This window comes from Alkalidesulfovibrio alkalitolerans DSM 16529 (assembly GCF_000422245.1).
Lineage (GTDB): Bacteria > Desulfobacterota > Desulfovibrionia > Desulfovibrionales > Desulfovibrionaceae > Alkalidesulfovibrio > Alkalidesulfovibrio alkalitolerans.
Map to the genome: position 1 here is coordinate 125,855 of NZ_ATHI01000032.1, position 14,674 is coordinate 140,528.

General features: G+C 64.1%; 13 protein-coding genes. 9 read left to right on the top strand and 4 right to left on the bottom strand.

Annotated features, from left to right (window positions below; genetic code table 11):
- Nucleotides 1–4 precede the first annotated feature (4 nt).
- Both DSAT_RS14515 and cimA read left to right on the top strand, forming a co-directional pair.
- A complete protein-coding gene (locus DSAT_RS14515) occupies nt 5–1,249 on the top strand; it encodes an aspartate kinase (RefSeq protein ID WP_040371383.1) in 1,245 nt (414 codons plus the stop codon).
- Nucleotides 1,246–2,856 (top strand): citramalate synthase, encoded by a 1,611-nt coding sequence (gene cimA / locus DSAT_RS14520; protein WP_020888291.1) that lies wholly within the window; start codon nt 1,246–1,248, stop codon nt 2,854–2,856. Before DSAT_RS14515 ends, cimA begins: the two co-directional genes overlap by 4 nt.
- A gap of 58 nt (nt 2,857–2,914) precedes the next feature.
- On the opposite strand, the gene DSAT_RS14525 is transcribed toward cimA, so the two are convergent.
- Genes DSAT_RS14525 through DSAT_RS14540 form a run of 4 tightly spaced genes read right to left on the bottom strand, consistent with a single transcriptional unit; the run spans nt 2,915 to nt 6,119 of the window.
- The gene (locus DSAT_RS14525) at nt 2,915–3,568 is read right to left on the bottom strand and encodes a potassium channel family protein (protein WP_020888292.1); all 654 of its coding nucleotides are present in this window, start codon (nt 3,566–3,568) and stop codon (nt 2,915–2,917) included.
- Between the two features lie 14 nt (nt 3,569–3,582).
- Complete coding sequence (locus DSAT_RS14530) at nt 3,583–4,935, bottom strand: TrkH family potassium uptake protein (protein WP_020888293.1); 1,353 nt, start codon at nt 4,933–4,935, stop codon at nt 3,583–3,585.
- A 19-nt stretch (nt 4,936–4,954) separates the two neighbouring features.
- Nucleotides 4,955–5,314 carry a PilZ domain-containing protein gene (locus DSAT_RS14535; protein ID WP_020888294.1) on the bottom strand — a complete coding sequence of 120 codons (360 nt, stop codon included), beginning with the start codon at nt 5,312–5,314 and terminating at the stop codon, nt 4,955–4,957.
- A 25-nt stretch (nt 5,315–5,339) separates the two neighbouring features.
- Nucleotides 5,340–6,119 (bottom strand): alpha/beta hydrolase, encoded by a 780-nt coding sequence (locus tag DSAT_RS14540; protein ID WP_020888295.1) that lies wholly within the window; start codon nt 6,117–6,119, stop codon nt 5,340–5,342.
- Between the two features lie 59 nt (nt 6,120–6,178).
- Between DSAT_RS14540 and DSAT_RS14545 the strand changes: the two genes are divergently transcribed.
- The 7 genes from DSAT_RS14545 (at nt 6,179) to lnt (ending at nt 14,668) form a co-directional block, all read left to right on the top strand.
- Nucleotides 6,179–7,501: an amidohydrolase gene (locus DSAT_RS14545; RefSeq protein ID WP_020888296.1), complete on the top strand. Its 1,323-nt coding sequence runs from the start codon at nt 6,179–6,181 to the stop codon at nt 7,499–7,501.
- A gap of 85 nt (nt 7,502–7,586) precedes the next feature.
- Nucleotides 7,587–7,871, top strand: coding sequence for a PxxKW family cysteine-rich protein (locus DSAT_RS14550; RefSeq protein WP_020888297.1), 285 nt, complete (start codon nt 7,587–7,589; stop codon nt 7,869–7,871).
- Between the two features lie 142 nt (nt 7,872–8,013).
- Nucleotides 8,014–9,246 carry a M20 family metallo-hydrolase gene (locus tag DSAT_RS14555; protein WP_020888298.1) on the top strand — a complete coding sequence of 411 codons (1,233 nt, stop codon included), beginning with the start codon at nt 8,014–8,016 and terminating at the stop codon, nt 9,244–9,246.
- Between the two features lie 6 nt (nt 9,247–9,252).
- Nucleotides 9,253–11,130 carry a tRNA uridine-5-carboxymethylaminomethyl(34) synthesis enzyme MnmG gene (mnmG, locus tag DSAT_RS14560; protein ID WP_020888299.1) on the top strand — a complete coding sequence of 626 codons (1,878 nt, stop codon included), beginning with the start codon at nt 9,253–9,255 and terminating at the stop codon, nt 11,128–11,130.
- A gap of 69 nt (nt 11,131–11,199) precedes the next feature.
- Nucleotides 11,200–12,246, top strand: a complete 1,047-nt coding sequence (locus tag DSAT_RS14565) for a hypothetical protein (RefSeq protein ID WP_020888300.1) — start codon at nt 11,200–11,202, stop codon at nt 12,244–12,246.
- Between the two features lie 33 nt (nt 12,247–12,279).
- The gene (locus DSAT_RS14570; RefSeq protein WP_020888301.1) at nt 12,280–13,161 is read left to right on the top strand and encodes a hemolysin family protein; all 882 of its coding nucleotides are present in this window, start codon (nt 12,280–12,282) and stop codon (nt 13,159–13,161) included.
- Nucleotides 13,162–13,168: 7 nt separating this feature from the next.
- Nucleotides 13,169–14,668, top strand: coding sequence for an apolipoprotein N-acyltransferase (gene lnt / locus DSAT_RS14575; RefSeq protein ID WP_020888302.1), 1,500 nt, complete (start codon nt 13,169–13,171; stop codon nt 14,666–14,668).
- Nucleotides 14,669–14,674: the final 6 nt, after the last annotated feature.

Consider the following 14,674-nt stretch of genomic DNA (forward strand, 5'->3'; position numbering starts at 1 on the left):
TACGATGAAAATAACGGTGCAGAAATTCGGCGGAACTTCCGTCGCCGGACTGGAACGCATGAAGCGGGTCCTCGAGATTGTGAGCCGCGAATGCGCCAGGGGCAACAAGGTGGTGATCGTCCTTTCCGCCATGGCGGGCGAGACGAATCGTCTCCTCGATCTAGCCTCGCAGTGGTCGTCCGACCCCGACCCCGCCGAACTGGACGCCCTGGCGACCACGGGAGAACAGGTGTCCGTGGCCCTGTTCGCCATGCTCTGCAAGGACGCCGGGCTGAAAGCCCGCTCCGTCCTCGGCCATCAGGTGCAGATCCGCACCACCTGCGACTACACCAACGCCCGCATCCTGGACATCGACGCGAACACCCTGCGCGCCATGCTGAACGATCACGACGTTCTGGCCGTGGCGGGCTTTCAGGGCTGCGATGAACACGGCCGCCTGACGACGCTCGGCCGCGGCGGCTCCGACACCTCGGGCGTGGCCCTGGCCGCTGCCCTGAACGCGGAGACCTGCGAAATATACACCGACGTCGAGGGGGTCTTCACCACCGACCCCAACATCTGCGACAAGGCGCGCAAGCTCGATCGCATCAGCTACGACGAGATGTTGGAGATGGCCAGCATGGGAGCCAAGGTGCTCCAGATCCGTTCGGTGGAATTCGCCAAGAAGTACAATGTCCCGGTGCGCGTGCGCTCCACTTTCTCCGACAATCCCGGCACCCTCGTCTCCCAGGAGGACAAGTCCATGGAATACGTTCTCGTCTCCGGCATCGCCTACGACAAGGACCAGGCCCGCGTGACCATCTACGACGTGCTCGACCAGCCCGGCGTGGCCTCTTCCATCTTCGGCCCCATCGCCGAAAAAGGCATCCTGGTGGACATGATCATCCAGAACACCAGCCGCGACGGCCATACCGACATGACCTTCACGGTCTCCCGCAAGGATTTGCAGAAGACCCTGGCCCTGCTCGAAGCCGTGCGCCAGGACATCGGCGCCAAGGAGATCCAATCCGACACCGGCGTGTGCAAGGTCTCGGTCATCGGCGTGGGCATGCGCAACCATTCCGGCGTGGCCTCCCGCGCCTTCGCGGCCATGGCCCGCGAGAACATCAACCTGCTCATGCTCTCCACCTCCGAAATCAAAATCACCATGCTCATCGAGGACAAGTACGCCGAATTGGCCGTGCGCACGCTGCACGAGGAATTCGAACTGGACAAGCAACCCGGTGAACGAAAGGTCGGAGAAGTATGAACCGCAGGGTCTCGATCTACGACACCACGCTTCGCGACGGCTCGCAGGCCGAGGAGATCACCCTCAATCTCGATGACAAGCTGCTCATCGCGAAGAAGCTCGACGAACTCGGCGTTCACTACATCGAGGGCGGCTGGCCGGGATCGAACCCCACGGATCGCCAGTTCTTCAAGGAAATCAAGGGAGTCAGGCTCGTGAACGCGGCCCTGGCCGCGTTCGGCAGCACCCACGCGGCCAAGAACGCCGCCGAGAACGACGCGAACCTCAAGGCGCTCGTGGAGAGCAAGGCCCAGGTGGCCACCATCGTGGGCAAGACCTGGGACCTGCACGTCAAAGAAGCGCTGCGCATTCCCCTGGAGCGCAACCTTGAACTGATCCGGGATTCCGTCGAATTCTTAAAGCCCCACTTCAAGGAAGTTTTCTTCGACGCGGAACACTTCTTCGACGCCTTCCAGGCCACTCCCGACTACGCCCTGGCCTGCCTGAAGGCCGCGCACGAGGCCGGGGCCGACATGCTCGTCCTGTGCGACACCAACGGCGGCATCCTGCCCCAGGACCTCGCTCCGGCCATGACGGCCGTGCGCGCGGCCCTGCCCGGGGCGGCCCTGAGCTTCCACGGCCACAACGACTCGGGCGTGGCCGTGGCCAACAGCATCGAGGCCGTGCGCCTGGGCGCCTCGCAGATCCAGGGAACCATCAACGGCTACGGCGAACGCTGCGGCAACGCCGACCTGTGCTCCGTGATCCCCATTCTGGAGCAGAAAATGGGCATCGGCTGCCTTCCGGAAGGCAAGCTTTCGATGCTCACCAGTGCCTCGCACTACGTGGCCGAGGTCTGCAACCTGCGGCCCTTCATGCGCCAGCCATTCGTGGGTCGCTCGGCCTTCGCCCACAAGGGCGGCATCCACGTTTCGGCGGTGCTGCGCAACGCCCGTACCTACGAGCACGTCCAGCCCGAAAGCGTGGGCAACGTGCAGCGCATCATCCTTTCGGACTTGGCGGGCCGTTCCAACATCCTGGCCATGGCCCGGCGCTACTACAAGGATCTGGACAAGGACGACCCCTGCGTGGAGGCGCTTCTGGCCGAGATCAAGGAGCGCGAGGCCCAGGGCTACGAGTATTCCGCGGCCGAGGCTTCGTTCATGCTCATCTTCTTCCGCACCATGGGCTGGTCCAAGAGCTACTTCGACCTGGTCAACTTCCGGGTTCTGGACGGCAAGCGCGGCGGCGAGCAGCCCATCTCCGAGGCCACGGTGCAGATCAGGGTCAAGGGCCGCATCGTGCACACCGCCGCCGACGGCGCGGGACCGGTGAACGCCCTGGACAACGCCCTGCGCAAGGCGCTGTGCGACGCCTATCCGCACCTGAACGAGATGAAGCTCATGGATTTCAAGGTCCGCGTGCTTTCGGGATACATCCGCGACACCGGCGGCACGGCCTCCAACGTCCGGGTGCTCATCGAATCCGGCGACAAGACCGAGAAGTGGACCACCGTGGGCCTCTCGCACAACATCATCGCGGCGAGCTGGCAGGCCCTGGTGGACTCCTTCGTCTACAAGCTGTTCAAGGATGATCCTCAGAAGTGGCCGCAGAAGACGGATCTGTAAGGGTCACTGAAAATCGAGGAAACGAAGGCCTGACGCCCCGCTTCCCGAAGAGCGGGCTTCAGGCCTTCATCTTTTCCAGGGCCTCGGTGCTTCCGAGCACGACCATGACGTCGCCCCTGGCGAAGAGCATATCCGCGCGAGGCACATAGGTGTAGGCGCTCTCGCCGTGTCGCCTTACAGCCACGACCTGCGCGCCGTGAACATTGGTCATGTCCAGGTCGCGCAGGGTCTTTCCCGCCCATTTGTCGATCGTGATCTCGCGCAGGGCCATGCCCGCATCGAACGGTAGGCAGGCCATGAGCCCCGGCGTGACGAGACTGTGGGCGAGTTGCGTGGCTGCGAAATGCTCGGGCAGGATGACCCGGTCCACGCCGATGCGGTCCAGAAGTTTATGATGGTCCTGGCTGACGGCCTTGACCCAGACCTGGGCCGCGCCGAGCTCCTTCAGATAGAGCGAGATCATGGCGCTGGCCTCGATGGACTGCCCCACGCTGACCATGACCACGCCGAAATCCGCGAAGTTGAGCTGTTCGAGAACCTTCCGGTCCATGGCGTCGCCCTGGTACACCTGCGTCAAAACGTCCTGGGCGTTGCGGACGTGCTCGGGAACCGAATCGAGCCCCACGACCTCCTGCCGCAGATCCATGAGCGCCTGGGCGAAGGACAGGCCGAACTTGCCAAGCCCGATGACGCCAACGCTTATCTTGCGCATGAGAGAACCTCCATCTAACCGATGAGCATGCCTTCCTCGGGCCAGGAATACCTCGACCGTTCGTGCAGCCTGGTCAAGACCGTGAGAAACACGATGGGCCCCAGACGCCCCACGAACATGAGCACCGTGATCACGATTCTTCCGGAATCGCTCAGGTTCGGCGTGAGCCCCATGGAGAGGCCGACCGTGCCGAAGGCCGAAACGGCCTCGAAAAGGATTTCGAGAAAGAGTCCCCGCGCCTGGGGATGCGGCACGCCTCCGGCTTCGCTCACCAGGAGCCAGAGCGTGGCCGCGCCGATGATCGCCACGGCGAACAGGAAGAGCGTCACCGCACGCCCGAGCGTCTCCTGATCCACGGCGAAACGTCCCACGACAGGCTGCTGCCGACCGGCAAGCTTGGCGACGGCAAAGGCCCACAGCACCCGGAAGGTCGTGGTCTTCACGCCTCCGGCGCAACTGCCGGGCGAACCTCCGATGAACATGAGCATGATCATGACCAACAGGGTGATCGTGGTCAGCCCGCCAATGTCCACGGTGTTGAACCCGGCCGTACGGCAGGTCACGCTCTGGAACAGCGCTGCCAGCACTCCTTCGGAGAACGAGAAATCACCCTGCACTCCCGCGACTTCGGCCAGAAGAAAGACCGCAGCACCGCCGAAAACGAGCAAACCGCTGACGGAGAGCACCGTCCGCGCATACCAGGACAGACGCTGTCTCTTTCTCTTGCCGATGACGTTGCGCACCCATTCCTCAAGTTCGACGATCACCGAAAAGCCGATGCCGCCGACGACAATCAGAAGCATGACTACGGCATTGACTCCGGCGTGCCCCTGCCAGTGCACGAGGCTGTCGCTTTGCAGCGCGAATCCGGCATTGCAAAAGGCTGAGACGGCATGGAAAACGGCCGACCACGGATGAAATCCCCTCGGGTCGAAAAGCCACAAGGCCAGAGCGCCGAGCGTTTCGAGGATCAGGACCCACAGCACGATGTGAACCAGAAACCTGCCGAGGCTGAAGGATGCGTCGTGCAGAAGGCTCTGCCCCACGGCCAGACGGTCGGTGAGCGTCACCTTCCGCCGCCACAGATAGAAGACGAGACTCGTGTAGGTCATCACGCCCAGGCCGCCCAACTGGAACATGGTCAGGATCACGGCCTGGCCGAAGACGCTGAAATGGGTTCCCGTATCCACGACCACGAGACCCGTGACGCAGGTGGCCGAGGTGGCCGTGAACAGCGCGTCGATGAAGGACAATTCCGTGCCGTTCAGGCTCATCGGCTGAGTAAGCAGCATGGCCCCCGCGATGATGGTCGCGAGAAAAAAATAGACGGGAAATACGTAGGGACTGGCAAGGGGAGTCAGGCGCATGAAAATTCCCGAGAAAAGATCAGGACTCGAACGCGGGGATGCCGATGATCTCGTCGTCGATGCGGTCGGGGTCCTCGGCGTGCATGCGGATGAGGTTGCGCAGATGCCCGAAGCTCTCGGGGTCCATCTCCAGGAACTCCACAGCCGTCTCGCACGGGTTCACGCGCACCACGCGGCTCTGGACGCGGATGGTCACGCTGCCCGAAAGGGCGATGCGCACCACGCAGTCCTTTCCTTCGACCAGACGCGGATCGGGATTGCACGACAATCCCTTGAGGCTCAGGTTGTTCAGGCGGACGGGCACGTCGCGGCCGTCGAGGCTGACGACCGCCCCGAACATGAGCGCCACGCGCGTTCTGGTGCGTTTTTCACCGTTCATCGCAACTCCCTATAAAAAAATGATATCACGATTGCGCATGGCCGTCATCCGAAAGCAGTTCCGTGAAGAAGCCGGCCACGAGCCCGGCCACGAGCTCCCGCGTCTCGCAATGTGTGGTCACCAGATGGTGTCCGGTGACGCGCTCCTCGATGGGCAGCCAGACCAGCCGCTTCACCGCCGAGCTTGTCTCGCGGCGGATGGCGAAGGCGTCGCGCGCGTTGACCGTGGTGTCGGTGGGGCACTGGGCCACGAGGAGCGGCACGCGCACCGATCCGAGGTTGCGCCGCAGGTCGGCCAGCCCGTGCATGAGCGAATGCAGGGCGTTCAGGGGCGTGCCGCCTTCGTAACCCTCCCAGGGGGCGATGGCCAGGGATTCGCGGGTCTTGGGCGGAACCGGCCAGATGGGGCGGACGTGCCGCATCAGGCCCACGAACGGCAGCCTCGGGTCCTTGGCGATGAAGGGCATGAGCCGATACAGCCTGAGCGGCGCGGCCAGGCAGGCGATGCCCGCCGGGGACCGCTCGCGTCCCAGTTGCAGGCACAGGCTGCCGCCCATGGAGAGTCCGGCCGCGAACACCGGGCCGCCCAAGGCGGCCAGACGGTCGAAGGCCTCGCGGGCGGACCGGCTCCAGTCGGCCCAGGTGGCCCGGTCGCACTCGGCGAGTGTGGTCCCGTGTCCGGGCAGAAGCGGCGTTTCGACCGCGAATCCCCGCTCGCGCAGCGCGCGGGCAAGGGGGGCCACCTCGAAGGGGGTGCCAGTAAAACCGTGCAACAACAGGCAGGCGGGACGAATGGCGTTCGACATGCAGGCCCTCTACTTCATTTTCCCGCGCAAATCATCTAGCGTGGGTTCCGGAGGATGATATGGACATCGCCTGCGATCTGCTGGTGCTGGCCGACGTCGTGGTCACCCAGGACGACGAGCGCCGCGTGATTCACGACGGGGCCGTGGCCATCCATGGCGACACCATCACCGCCGTGGGGACGCGCGCCGAGATCGAGCCCCTGGCCAACGCCGACCGTGTGCTCGACCTGGGCGCGGCCATGCTCCTGCCCGGTCTGGTCAACGCTCACAGCCATGTGGCCATGAGCCTTTTTCGCGGCCTGGCCGACGACCTGCCGCTCATGGAGTGGCTCTCGGATCACATCTGGCCCGTGGAGAAGCGGCTCACGCCGCGCATGGTCCATCTGGGGGCGCTTTTGGCCTGCGCCGAGATGATCGCCTCGGGCACGACCTGCTTTTCGGACATGTACCTCCTCGAACACGAGGTGGCCGCAGCGGCCGAGGCCACGGGCATGCGGGCGGTGGTCGCCGAGGGAGTGATCACCACGCCCACCATGACCTACGCCACGCCCGAGGAGGGCTATGCCCTGATCGAAAGGCTGCACCGCCGCTACGACGGCCATCCGCTCGTCTCCACGGCGGTCATGGCCCACGCGGTCTACACCACGAGTCCGACCATGCTTAAGGACAGCTTCGCCCTGGCCGGCCGCCTGGACGCGCCGTTCATGCTCCACGCGGCGGAATCCGCGGAAGAAACGAGACAGTGCGTGGAAGCCTTCGGCATGCGGCCCATCGCCCATCTCGAATCCCTCGGGCTGCTTTCCCCTCGCACCACGCTGTTCCACTGCGTGGACGTCACCATGGATGAAATCGCCCTTTTGGCCGAACGGGGAACCGCCGTTGTCCACTGTCCAGAGAGTAACATGAAACTCGGCAACGGTTTCGCGCCCGTGCAGAAGATGCTCGACGCGGGCGTGCGTGTGGGCCTTGGCACGGACGGCGCGGCCAGCAACAACGACCTTTCCATGTTTCGAGAGATGGGCTCGGCCGCCAGAATCCAGAAAGCCTACCGGGGCGATCCTTCGGTGCTCAACGAAAAATCCGTCCTGGACATGGCTACGATCGGTTCGGCGCACGCTCTGCGCCTGCCGGGACTGGGCCGCATCGCGGCGGGATTTCGGGCCGACATGTGCGCCCTGGATATGTCGTGCCCGAACCTCATGCCGCTGCACGATCCCGTTTCGCAGGCCGTGTACGCCGCCACAGGCGGCGAGGTGCGACTGACCATGGTCAACGGCCGGGTGCTCTACATGGATGGCCGGTTCCTGGCCTTGGACCACGAGGCCTTGGTTGAGGAAGCCCGCGACGTCGCCGCCTGGGTCGCCGAAGGGGGAATCTGTTGAAGACGCTTGACAAGCCCGCCGTTCTCATTAAATAAAGCCCCTCTTGCACGAACGTACAATTTATCTCCCACAAGGAGTGGTCACCATGTCCAACGGCAATGCCAACGCCCTGCAGGGCGCGGTCAAGACGGAAAAGGGTCTGTCCTTCAAGGGCTTCATCATGGAGCCGATCATCGACAAGTGCGAAGGTTGCGATCGCGCCGTGGCCTTCGAGGACACCACCTACTGCCCGAGCTACGCCAAGCCCGCCCGCAAGTGGTCCTATGGGATCTGTAACTTCGCCACCCACGTCAAGGCCGAGAAGACCAAGACGGGCGAAGTCAAGATCAACCCGCTCAAGGCCTCCAAGCGCGCTGCGCGCGGCCGCTAGGGCCCTCCCCGGACATTCTCCGGGAACCCACGGAAAACGCCAAGGGGGCGGGCGAAAGCCCGTCCCCTTTTCCTGCTTGGCATTTTTTCCTATCATGACGCATTCCCTTCCCGGCGCACCGGGAACCACGAAGGAAGCCCCCATGCTCGACGCCGTTCTTCGTCACATTGAAGCCCAGCGTTCGGAGGTCGTCTCCCTGCAGGAAAACCTCGTGGCTCTGCTCGCGTTGGGGCCGGACAACGGTGGCGACGGGGAGGACGCCAAGTGCTCCTTTGTCCGCGACTATATACGCGGTCTGGGATTACACGAGCATATCGAGATGCCCTCTCCCGATCCACGCGTCAACAGTGGCTCGCGTCCCAATCTGGCTGTGCGCATCCAAGGTCGTAGCCCGCGCACTCTGTGGGTCATCTCGCATCTGGATGTCGTTCCGGCTGGCGATCTCTCGCTGTGGACCACGGACCCTTGGCGACTGCATGTGGAGGACGATATCTTGATCGGGCGGGGCGTGGAGGACAACAACCAAGCCGTCGTCTCCTCCCTGCTCGCGGCCAAAGCCCTGCGGGAGTTGAACGTCACGCCGAATCTGTCCTACGGCATGCTTTTCGTTGCCGACGAGGAGACCGGCAGCAAACACGGTCTCGACTTCGTGCTGCGCGAGCATGGCGAGCGCTTCGGAAAGGATGACCTGTTCCTGATCCCGGACTTCGGTGAACCGGACGGATCGCTCCTGGAGTTGGCCGAAAAGAGCATGTTTTGGCTCAAGATCACGGTCACGGGCAAACAGTGCCATGCCTCGGTGCCGCATGAAGGCGTGAACTCCCTTGTGGCGGCTGCGGCCTTCATCCTCAAAATCCGTTCGCTCGGCGAATGCTTCGATCGTGTGGACCCGCTTTTCGATCCGCCCCGCTCCACGTTTGAACCGACCAAAAAAGAAGCCAACGTGGAGAACGTGAACACCGTGCCCGGCCGCGATGTCTTCTATGTCGACTGCCGCGTTCTGGCGGAATATCCGCTCACGCAGGTCTTCGACGCCATCCGCGACATGGGCCGCGAGATAGAAAGAGCCTACGGCGTGTCCGTGGAATATCACGTCGTGCAGGAAGAACAGGCCGCGCCCGCCACCTCGCCCGATTCCGACGTAGCCCGCGCCCTTTCCCGCGCGGTCTTCGCCGAGACCGGCAAGGCGCCCACGCCGCGCGGCATCGGTGGCGGCACCGTGGCCGCCTACCTCAGGCGCAGAGGCTATGAGGCCGCGGTATGGGCCACGCTGCTGCACAACGCGCATCAACCGGGCGAAAGGGCACGCATCTCCAACCACCTGAACGACGCCAAAGTCATCGCGCGCATGCTCCTGGACGACGGACAGGCCTAGACCACGATGAAGCCGACGCCTCCCGAGACTTTCGACGCCGTGGTCGTCGGCGCTGGCCACGCGGGCTGCGAAGCGGCCATGGCCCTGTCGCGCATGGGCTTCGCCACCCTGCTTTTGACCATCAACATCGACCGCGTTGGGCATCTGTCCTGCAACCCGGCCATCGGGGGCCTGGCCAAAGGCCACATGGTGCGCGAGATCGACGCCATGGGCGGCTGCATGGGGCGTTGGGCCGATCTCGCCGGTATCCAATTCCGCACCCTGAACACACGAAAAGGCCCGGCCGTGCGCTCCACCCGCGCCCAGGTGGATCGCGACGCCTACATGCGCGCGGTCAAGAACGATGTCTTCGCCCAGAATAACCTTTGGGTGCGCCAAGACACAGCCGAGGAGATCCTGATCCGGGACGGCCGTGCGGCCGGGGTGCGTACAGGGCTTGGCGAAACCCACTCGGCTCGCGCGGTGCTCCTGACCACGGGCACCTTCCTTTCTGGCCTGATCCACGTAGGACTGACGAACTTCTCCGGCGGTCGTATGGGCGATCCCGCGAGCGTGGGGCTGTCCGCTTGTCTTGTGTCCCTCGGCTTCGAACTCGGCCGTCTGAAGACCGGCACCACGCCACGGCTCCTGGCGCAAAGCATCGATTACGCGAGGCTCACGCCGCAGCCCGGCGACGCCCCCCCGCCGCTCTTCAGCTTCGCGAGCGCCGCGCCCGCCCTGCCGCAGGTGTCTTGCCACATCACCTGGACCACGCCGACGACGCACGAGATCATCCGCGAGGGATTTTCGCGCTCGCCCATGTTCACCGGGGTCATCCAGGGCGTGGGCGCACGCTACTGTCCATCCATCGAAGACAAGATCGCCCGTTTCCCCGAGAAGGAACGGCACCAGATTTTCCTCGAACCCGAGGGCGTCGAGAGTCCCGAAGTGTATCCCGGCGGCATTCCCACGAGCCTGCCGCTGGACGTACAAAAGCGCATGATCGCGAGCATCCCCGGGCTGGAAAAGGCCCAGATCGTGCGGCCGGGTTACGCCATCGAGTACGACTACATCCCGCCCGAGCAACTCCTGCCCACCCTTGAGGCCAAGCTCGTGCCCGGCCTTTATTGCGCGGGCCAGATCAACGGCACGTCGGGCTACGAGGAGGCCGCCGCGCAAGGACTTTGGGCCGCATGCAACCTCGCGGCCGCGCTTCGCGGGGAGGAGCCCTTCCTGCCCGGCCGAGATCAGGCCTACATGGCGGTCCTGGTGGACGACCTGGTGACCAAGGGCACGCGCGAACCCTACCGCATGTTCACCTCGCGCGCCGAGCACCGGCTGCTTTTGCGCGAGGGCAACGCCGACCTCCGCCTCACGGCGCTTGGCCGGGCGCGGGGACTCGTGGGTGACACGCAGTGGACCGTGTTTTCCGCCAAAAAACGTCTCCTGGATGAGGCGCTGGCGGCCTTCGAGGAAATTACGCTCACGCCCGATGCTGCCACGCGCGAACGGCTGGCCGGGATCAAGGCCGCCGCGCCGCATGCGGCCGCGAATCTGGCCACCATCCTTCGCCAGCCCGAGGTCGAGATCAGGGACATGGCCGTGTTCTGGCCCCGGCTGGGAGAGCTTCCGGCCGATGTGCTGGAAGAGGCCCAGACCCAGATCAAATACGCGGGCTATCTCAAGCGCCAAGAGGAGTTGGTGGCGCGCTCTGAAGCCATGGTGGAGACGCCGCTGCCTGCGGATATCGACTACTCGGCGGTCTGCGGCCTGACCCGCGAGGCGCGCGAGAAGCTTTTGCGCGTGCGGCCCATGACCATGGGGCAGGCGGCGCGCATTCCCGGCCTCACCCCGGCCGCCGTCTCCTGCCTGGAAATCCATCTGCGGAAAATGTCGCGCCGCTGATCTTTCCCTCCGCTTTTGTTTTGGTCGAAACCTGTATAAAGACGATCAAAAGGGAGGCAACGCAGCGAAATGGACCGCGGTTTCGCCGACGTGCAACGAACCTTCTCCGGCCATGGGACAACCCCGGAACTGCTGGCCAATCTCCTGACGCTGGTTTTTCTGCTGGGGGCAGCGATCGTCCTGGGCTGGCTCCTCAGTCGTTGGATAGCCAGTCGTCGCGTCACTCCCCCCCCTTCCACGTGGACCACGGGTCGCGAGAACATCCTGGGCATGCTCGACCTGGCTCTGAATCAACGGGCTCGCTTCGATATCGTGCTCGAAAACAAGGCAGCACGCAGCCGCTTTATCCCCTGCGCACTCGTGGCCAGCGGCGACGATGGCGTCTCCCTTGAACTTTCCGAGGTGATCCAGCTTTCGGACGAATGGCTTGACCAGAGGGCGAAGGTATATTTCAAACTCAAGCTGGAAGACCCGGACCTGCCGAGTTTCTTCGGTTTTGCGGCCGAAGTCGTGAACGTCGGAGTTTCGCCTCACGGAGCAACTGTCGTCACAGTACGGCTGCCCGACCGGATCGAACTGCGCCAGAAACGCTCCCGATTGCGCATCGAGCCGCCCTTCAAGCTCGTGCGCAACTTCACGGTCTGGCCTGAACAACGCAACGAAGAGGGCTCACTTTCGCAGGATCCCAGGGCATGGGGAACGCCTTTGCTGCGCCTCGACCCGAAAAATCCGCGCGCCGTTCGCATCCTCGACATCTCCGGCGGAGGCGTCAAGGTGCTCGTCCAACAGGGGACCATGCAACAGCGCTTCACCGGCGACAGACGGCCGCAATTCGTTCCGGGCGTGCGATTCTTCATCGACCTTGGACTGCACGATCCCAAGACTAACGCCCTCTTGCGGCTATTGCTGCACGCCACGGTCAAGACCGCCTCGACAAGAGGCTCTTCCCGGGATCTGGAAATGGGCATGGCCTTCACCGCAGAAGCGCGCATCTCTGCCGAATCCCCGGACCTGGTCGAATGGCGCGCCCTCACGGGGGATGCCAGCGTGGAAAGCATTGACAATTGGGTATTCAAACGTCATTTGGATTTGCATAGGGAGAAGGGAGTCGCCTGACCTTTTCCCCAACCTGCAACCAAGGAGTATCTTTTGGACGACAGTAGTCCTCAGGAAGGCGGTTTCTGGTCGAGTCTCGTCGGGATTTTCAAGAACAAGAACGGGCACACCCTCGAGGATGCCATTCGCGAGGCCTTGCGGGACGGTGAATTGACCAGCCACGATGTCCCGATGCTCCTCGGTGTCCTCCGCCTCCAACGTCTCTACGTTCATGAGCTCATGGTTCCCCGCACGGACATCGTCTGTTGCGAGGTTTCCGCTGGACTCGATGAAGTCTGCCGCCTCATCGTCGAGGAAGGCCATTCGCGCATTCCCATCTTCGAAGGCGACAAGGACAGCATCATCGGCATCATCCATTCCAAGGATCTGCTCGGCGTGCTGCTGACTCCGCCAGAGAAGCGTCCCGAAATCCGCGAGGTCATGCGACCGCCTCTCTTCATCCCCGAGAACAAGAACGTGCGCGATATGCTGCACGAATTTCTCAAACGCCGCCAACATCTGGCCATCGCCGTGGACGAGTACGGCGGTACGTCGGGTCTGATCACCCTTGAAGACGTCATCGAGGAGATCGTTGGCGACATCGAGGACGAGCACGACGTGGACGAGCCCGACGAGATCCAGGAACTGCCCGACGGCAGTCATCTGGTCAGTGGACGCCTGGAACTTGAGGAACTGAACGAGCGCTTCCTCGTCAACCTCATTTCCGATCAGGTCGAGACCATCGGCGGCTACCTGTGCGAGCTTACCGGTCGGGTCCCCAAGCAGGGCGAGACCTTCACCTTGCAGGGCCTACGGCTCACCGTGAAAGAAGCGGACAAGAAGCAGATTCGCTGGCTGCACCTGAAGACCGCCTCTCCGGGCATGGCCCAGGACGCCCTCGCGGCCGATCCCTCCAAGGCAAAACCGGGCGAATGATCCCGTGATGCTTCCCGCCGCCGCGAGCGTCCTCGGCGCATGGCTCGGCCATGCCAACCTCTGGCTGCACGTGCCTGCCGCCGTCCTTCTCCTGCCCGCCGGGCTGACCTTGGTCGGCCTGTTCGCGCCCACGCCGCGCAGGGCATTCTGGCGAGGGTTCTGGGCCGCGACCGCAGCCTTCACGGGTTGCCTCTACTGGATAGCCATCCCGGTTCACGATTTTGGTGGCCTGCCGTGGGCGCTGGCGGCCCCCTGCCCGGTGCTGGTCTCCATGTATCTGGCCCTGTACGCCGGAGTCTTCTGCTTCTTCACGCACCGCTTGGGATCGCGCCTTTCGCCCTGGCTGCTGGGTCCCGCTTGCGGCGCGCTGTGGGCCGGTCTCGAAGCCCTCCGGGAAGTCGCCCTGACGGGCTTTCCCTGGCTGACCCTGGTCTCGGCCTTCGCGCCTTGGCCCGTCATGCTTCAAGGCGCGTCCATCGTGGGCGGGCTCGGGCTCGGCCTGTTGCTGGCCACGGCCTCGGTCTGGCTCCTCGGTCTGCCGCGCCCGAACCTGCCCGTGCGATTCGCGGGGCTTCTGCTCCTGGCGGGGCTCACCGCTTTCGGCTGGCACAGACTGGACGCCCCCGACGAAGCGGCTGCGACCGCGCGCATCGGATTGGCCCAGGGTAGCATCGACCAGAGCCTGAAATGGAACCCCGAGCTCCAGGCCCACACGGTGCAGCGTTATCTGGCCCTCTCGCGCGAACTCGTTGACCGGCATGCGCCATCCCTCGTCATCTGGCCCGAGACGGCCCTGCCCTTCTACTACCAGGACGGGAACGAGCTTTCCCGCCAGGTCCGCGAGTTCGTCCGGGAACACGGCGCGGCCGTGCTCACCGGATCGCCCGCCTACACCCTGGACGTCGGTGCGAACGACTATACGCTCTTCAACCGGGCCTACCTGATCACGGGCGAAGGGCTGGCCGATCCGTTCTACGACAAGATGCACCTGCTTCCCTTCGGCGAATACGTCCCCTTCGGTGAATATCTGCCCCTCGAGAAGCTCGTCGAGGGCATCGGGGATTTCGCGCCCGGCGCGGACCCGCGGCCTCTCCGGCACGGTCCGGTTGCGGCCGGAATGCTGATCTGTTATGAGGCCATCTTCAGCGGGTCGGCGCAGGAGCGCGTGGCCCAAGGCGCGAACCTGCTCGTGACCATCAGCAACGACGCCTGGTTCGGAATTTCGAGCGCCCCCCTGCAGCATCTGCACCTGTCGCTCGTGCGCGCCGTGGAACAGGGGCGAGCCATGGCCCGAAGCACGAACACCGGCATTTCGGCCTTCATCGACTCCAGGGGCCGCGTTCACGAGTCCACGCCGCTCTTTCGGGAGGCTGTCGCCGTCATGGAGCTGACCCTCGCCGAGCCGACCACGCCGTACCACCGCCACCGCTCGCTGGTGCACGGCGTCGTCATCGTCCTGGCGCTGACGGCTGTGCTTGCCGGATGCCGCCGCACCCGGAAAAACTGATTCGAG

What these genes read in the sequence shown, in the direction of transcription:
- DSAT_RS14515 (WP_040371383.1), top strand. Translation starts at nt 5, where the DNA reads ATGAAAATAACGGTGCAGAAATTCGGCGGAACTTCCGTCGCCGGACTG.
- cimA (WP_020888291.1), top strand. Translation starts at nt 1,246, where the DNA reads ATGAACCGCAGGGTCTCGATCTACGACACCACGCTTCGCGACGGCTCG.
- DSAT_RS14525 (WP_020888292.1), bottom strand. Translation starts at nt 3,568, where the DNA reads ATGCGCAAGATAAGCGTTGGCGTCATCGGGCTTGGCAAGTTCGGCCTG.
- DSAT_RS14530 (WP_020888293.1), bottom strand. Translation starts at nt 4,935, where the DNA reads ATGCGCCTGACTCCCCTTGCCAGTCCCTACGTATTTCCCGTCTATTTT.
- DSAT_RS14535 (WP_020888294.1), bottom strand. Translation starts at nt 5,314, where the DNA reads ATGAACGGTGAAAAACGCACCAGAACGCGCGTGGCGCTCATGTTCGGG.
- DSAT_RS14540 (WP_020888295.1), bottom strand. Translation starts at nt 6,119, where the DNA reads ATGTCGAACGCCATTCGTCCCGCCTGCCTGTTGTTGCACGGTTTTACT.
- DSAT_RS14545 (WP_020888296.1), top strand. Translation starts at nt 6,179, where the DNA reads ATGGACATCGCCTGCGATCTGCTGGTGCTGGCCGACGTCGTGGTCACC.
- DSAT_RS14550 (WP_020888297.1), top strand. Translation starts at nt 7,587, where the DNA reads ATGTCCAACGGCAATGCCAACGCCCTGCAGGGCGCGGTCAAGACGGAA.
- DSAT_RS14555 (WP_020888298.1), top strand. Translation starts at nt 8,014, where the DNA reads ATGCTCGACGCCGTTCTTCGTCACATTGAAGCCCAGCGTTCGGAGGTC.
- mnmG (WP_020888299.1), top strand. Translation starts at nt 9,253, where the DNA reads ATGAAGCCGACGCCTCCCGAGACTTTCGACGCCGTGGTCGTCGGCGCT.
- DSAT_RS14565 (WP_020888300.1), top strand. Translation starts at nt 11,200, where the DNA reads ATGGACCGCGGTTTCGCCGACGTGCAACGAACCTTCTCCGGCCATGGG.
- lnt (WP_020888302.1), top strand. Translation starts at nt 13,169, where the DNA reads ATGCTTCCCGCCGCCGCGAGCGTCCTCGGCGCATGGCTCGGCCATGCC.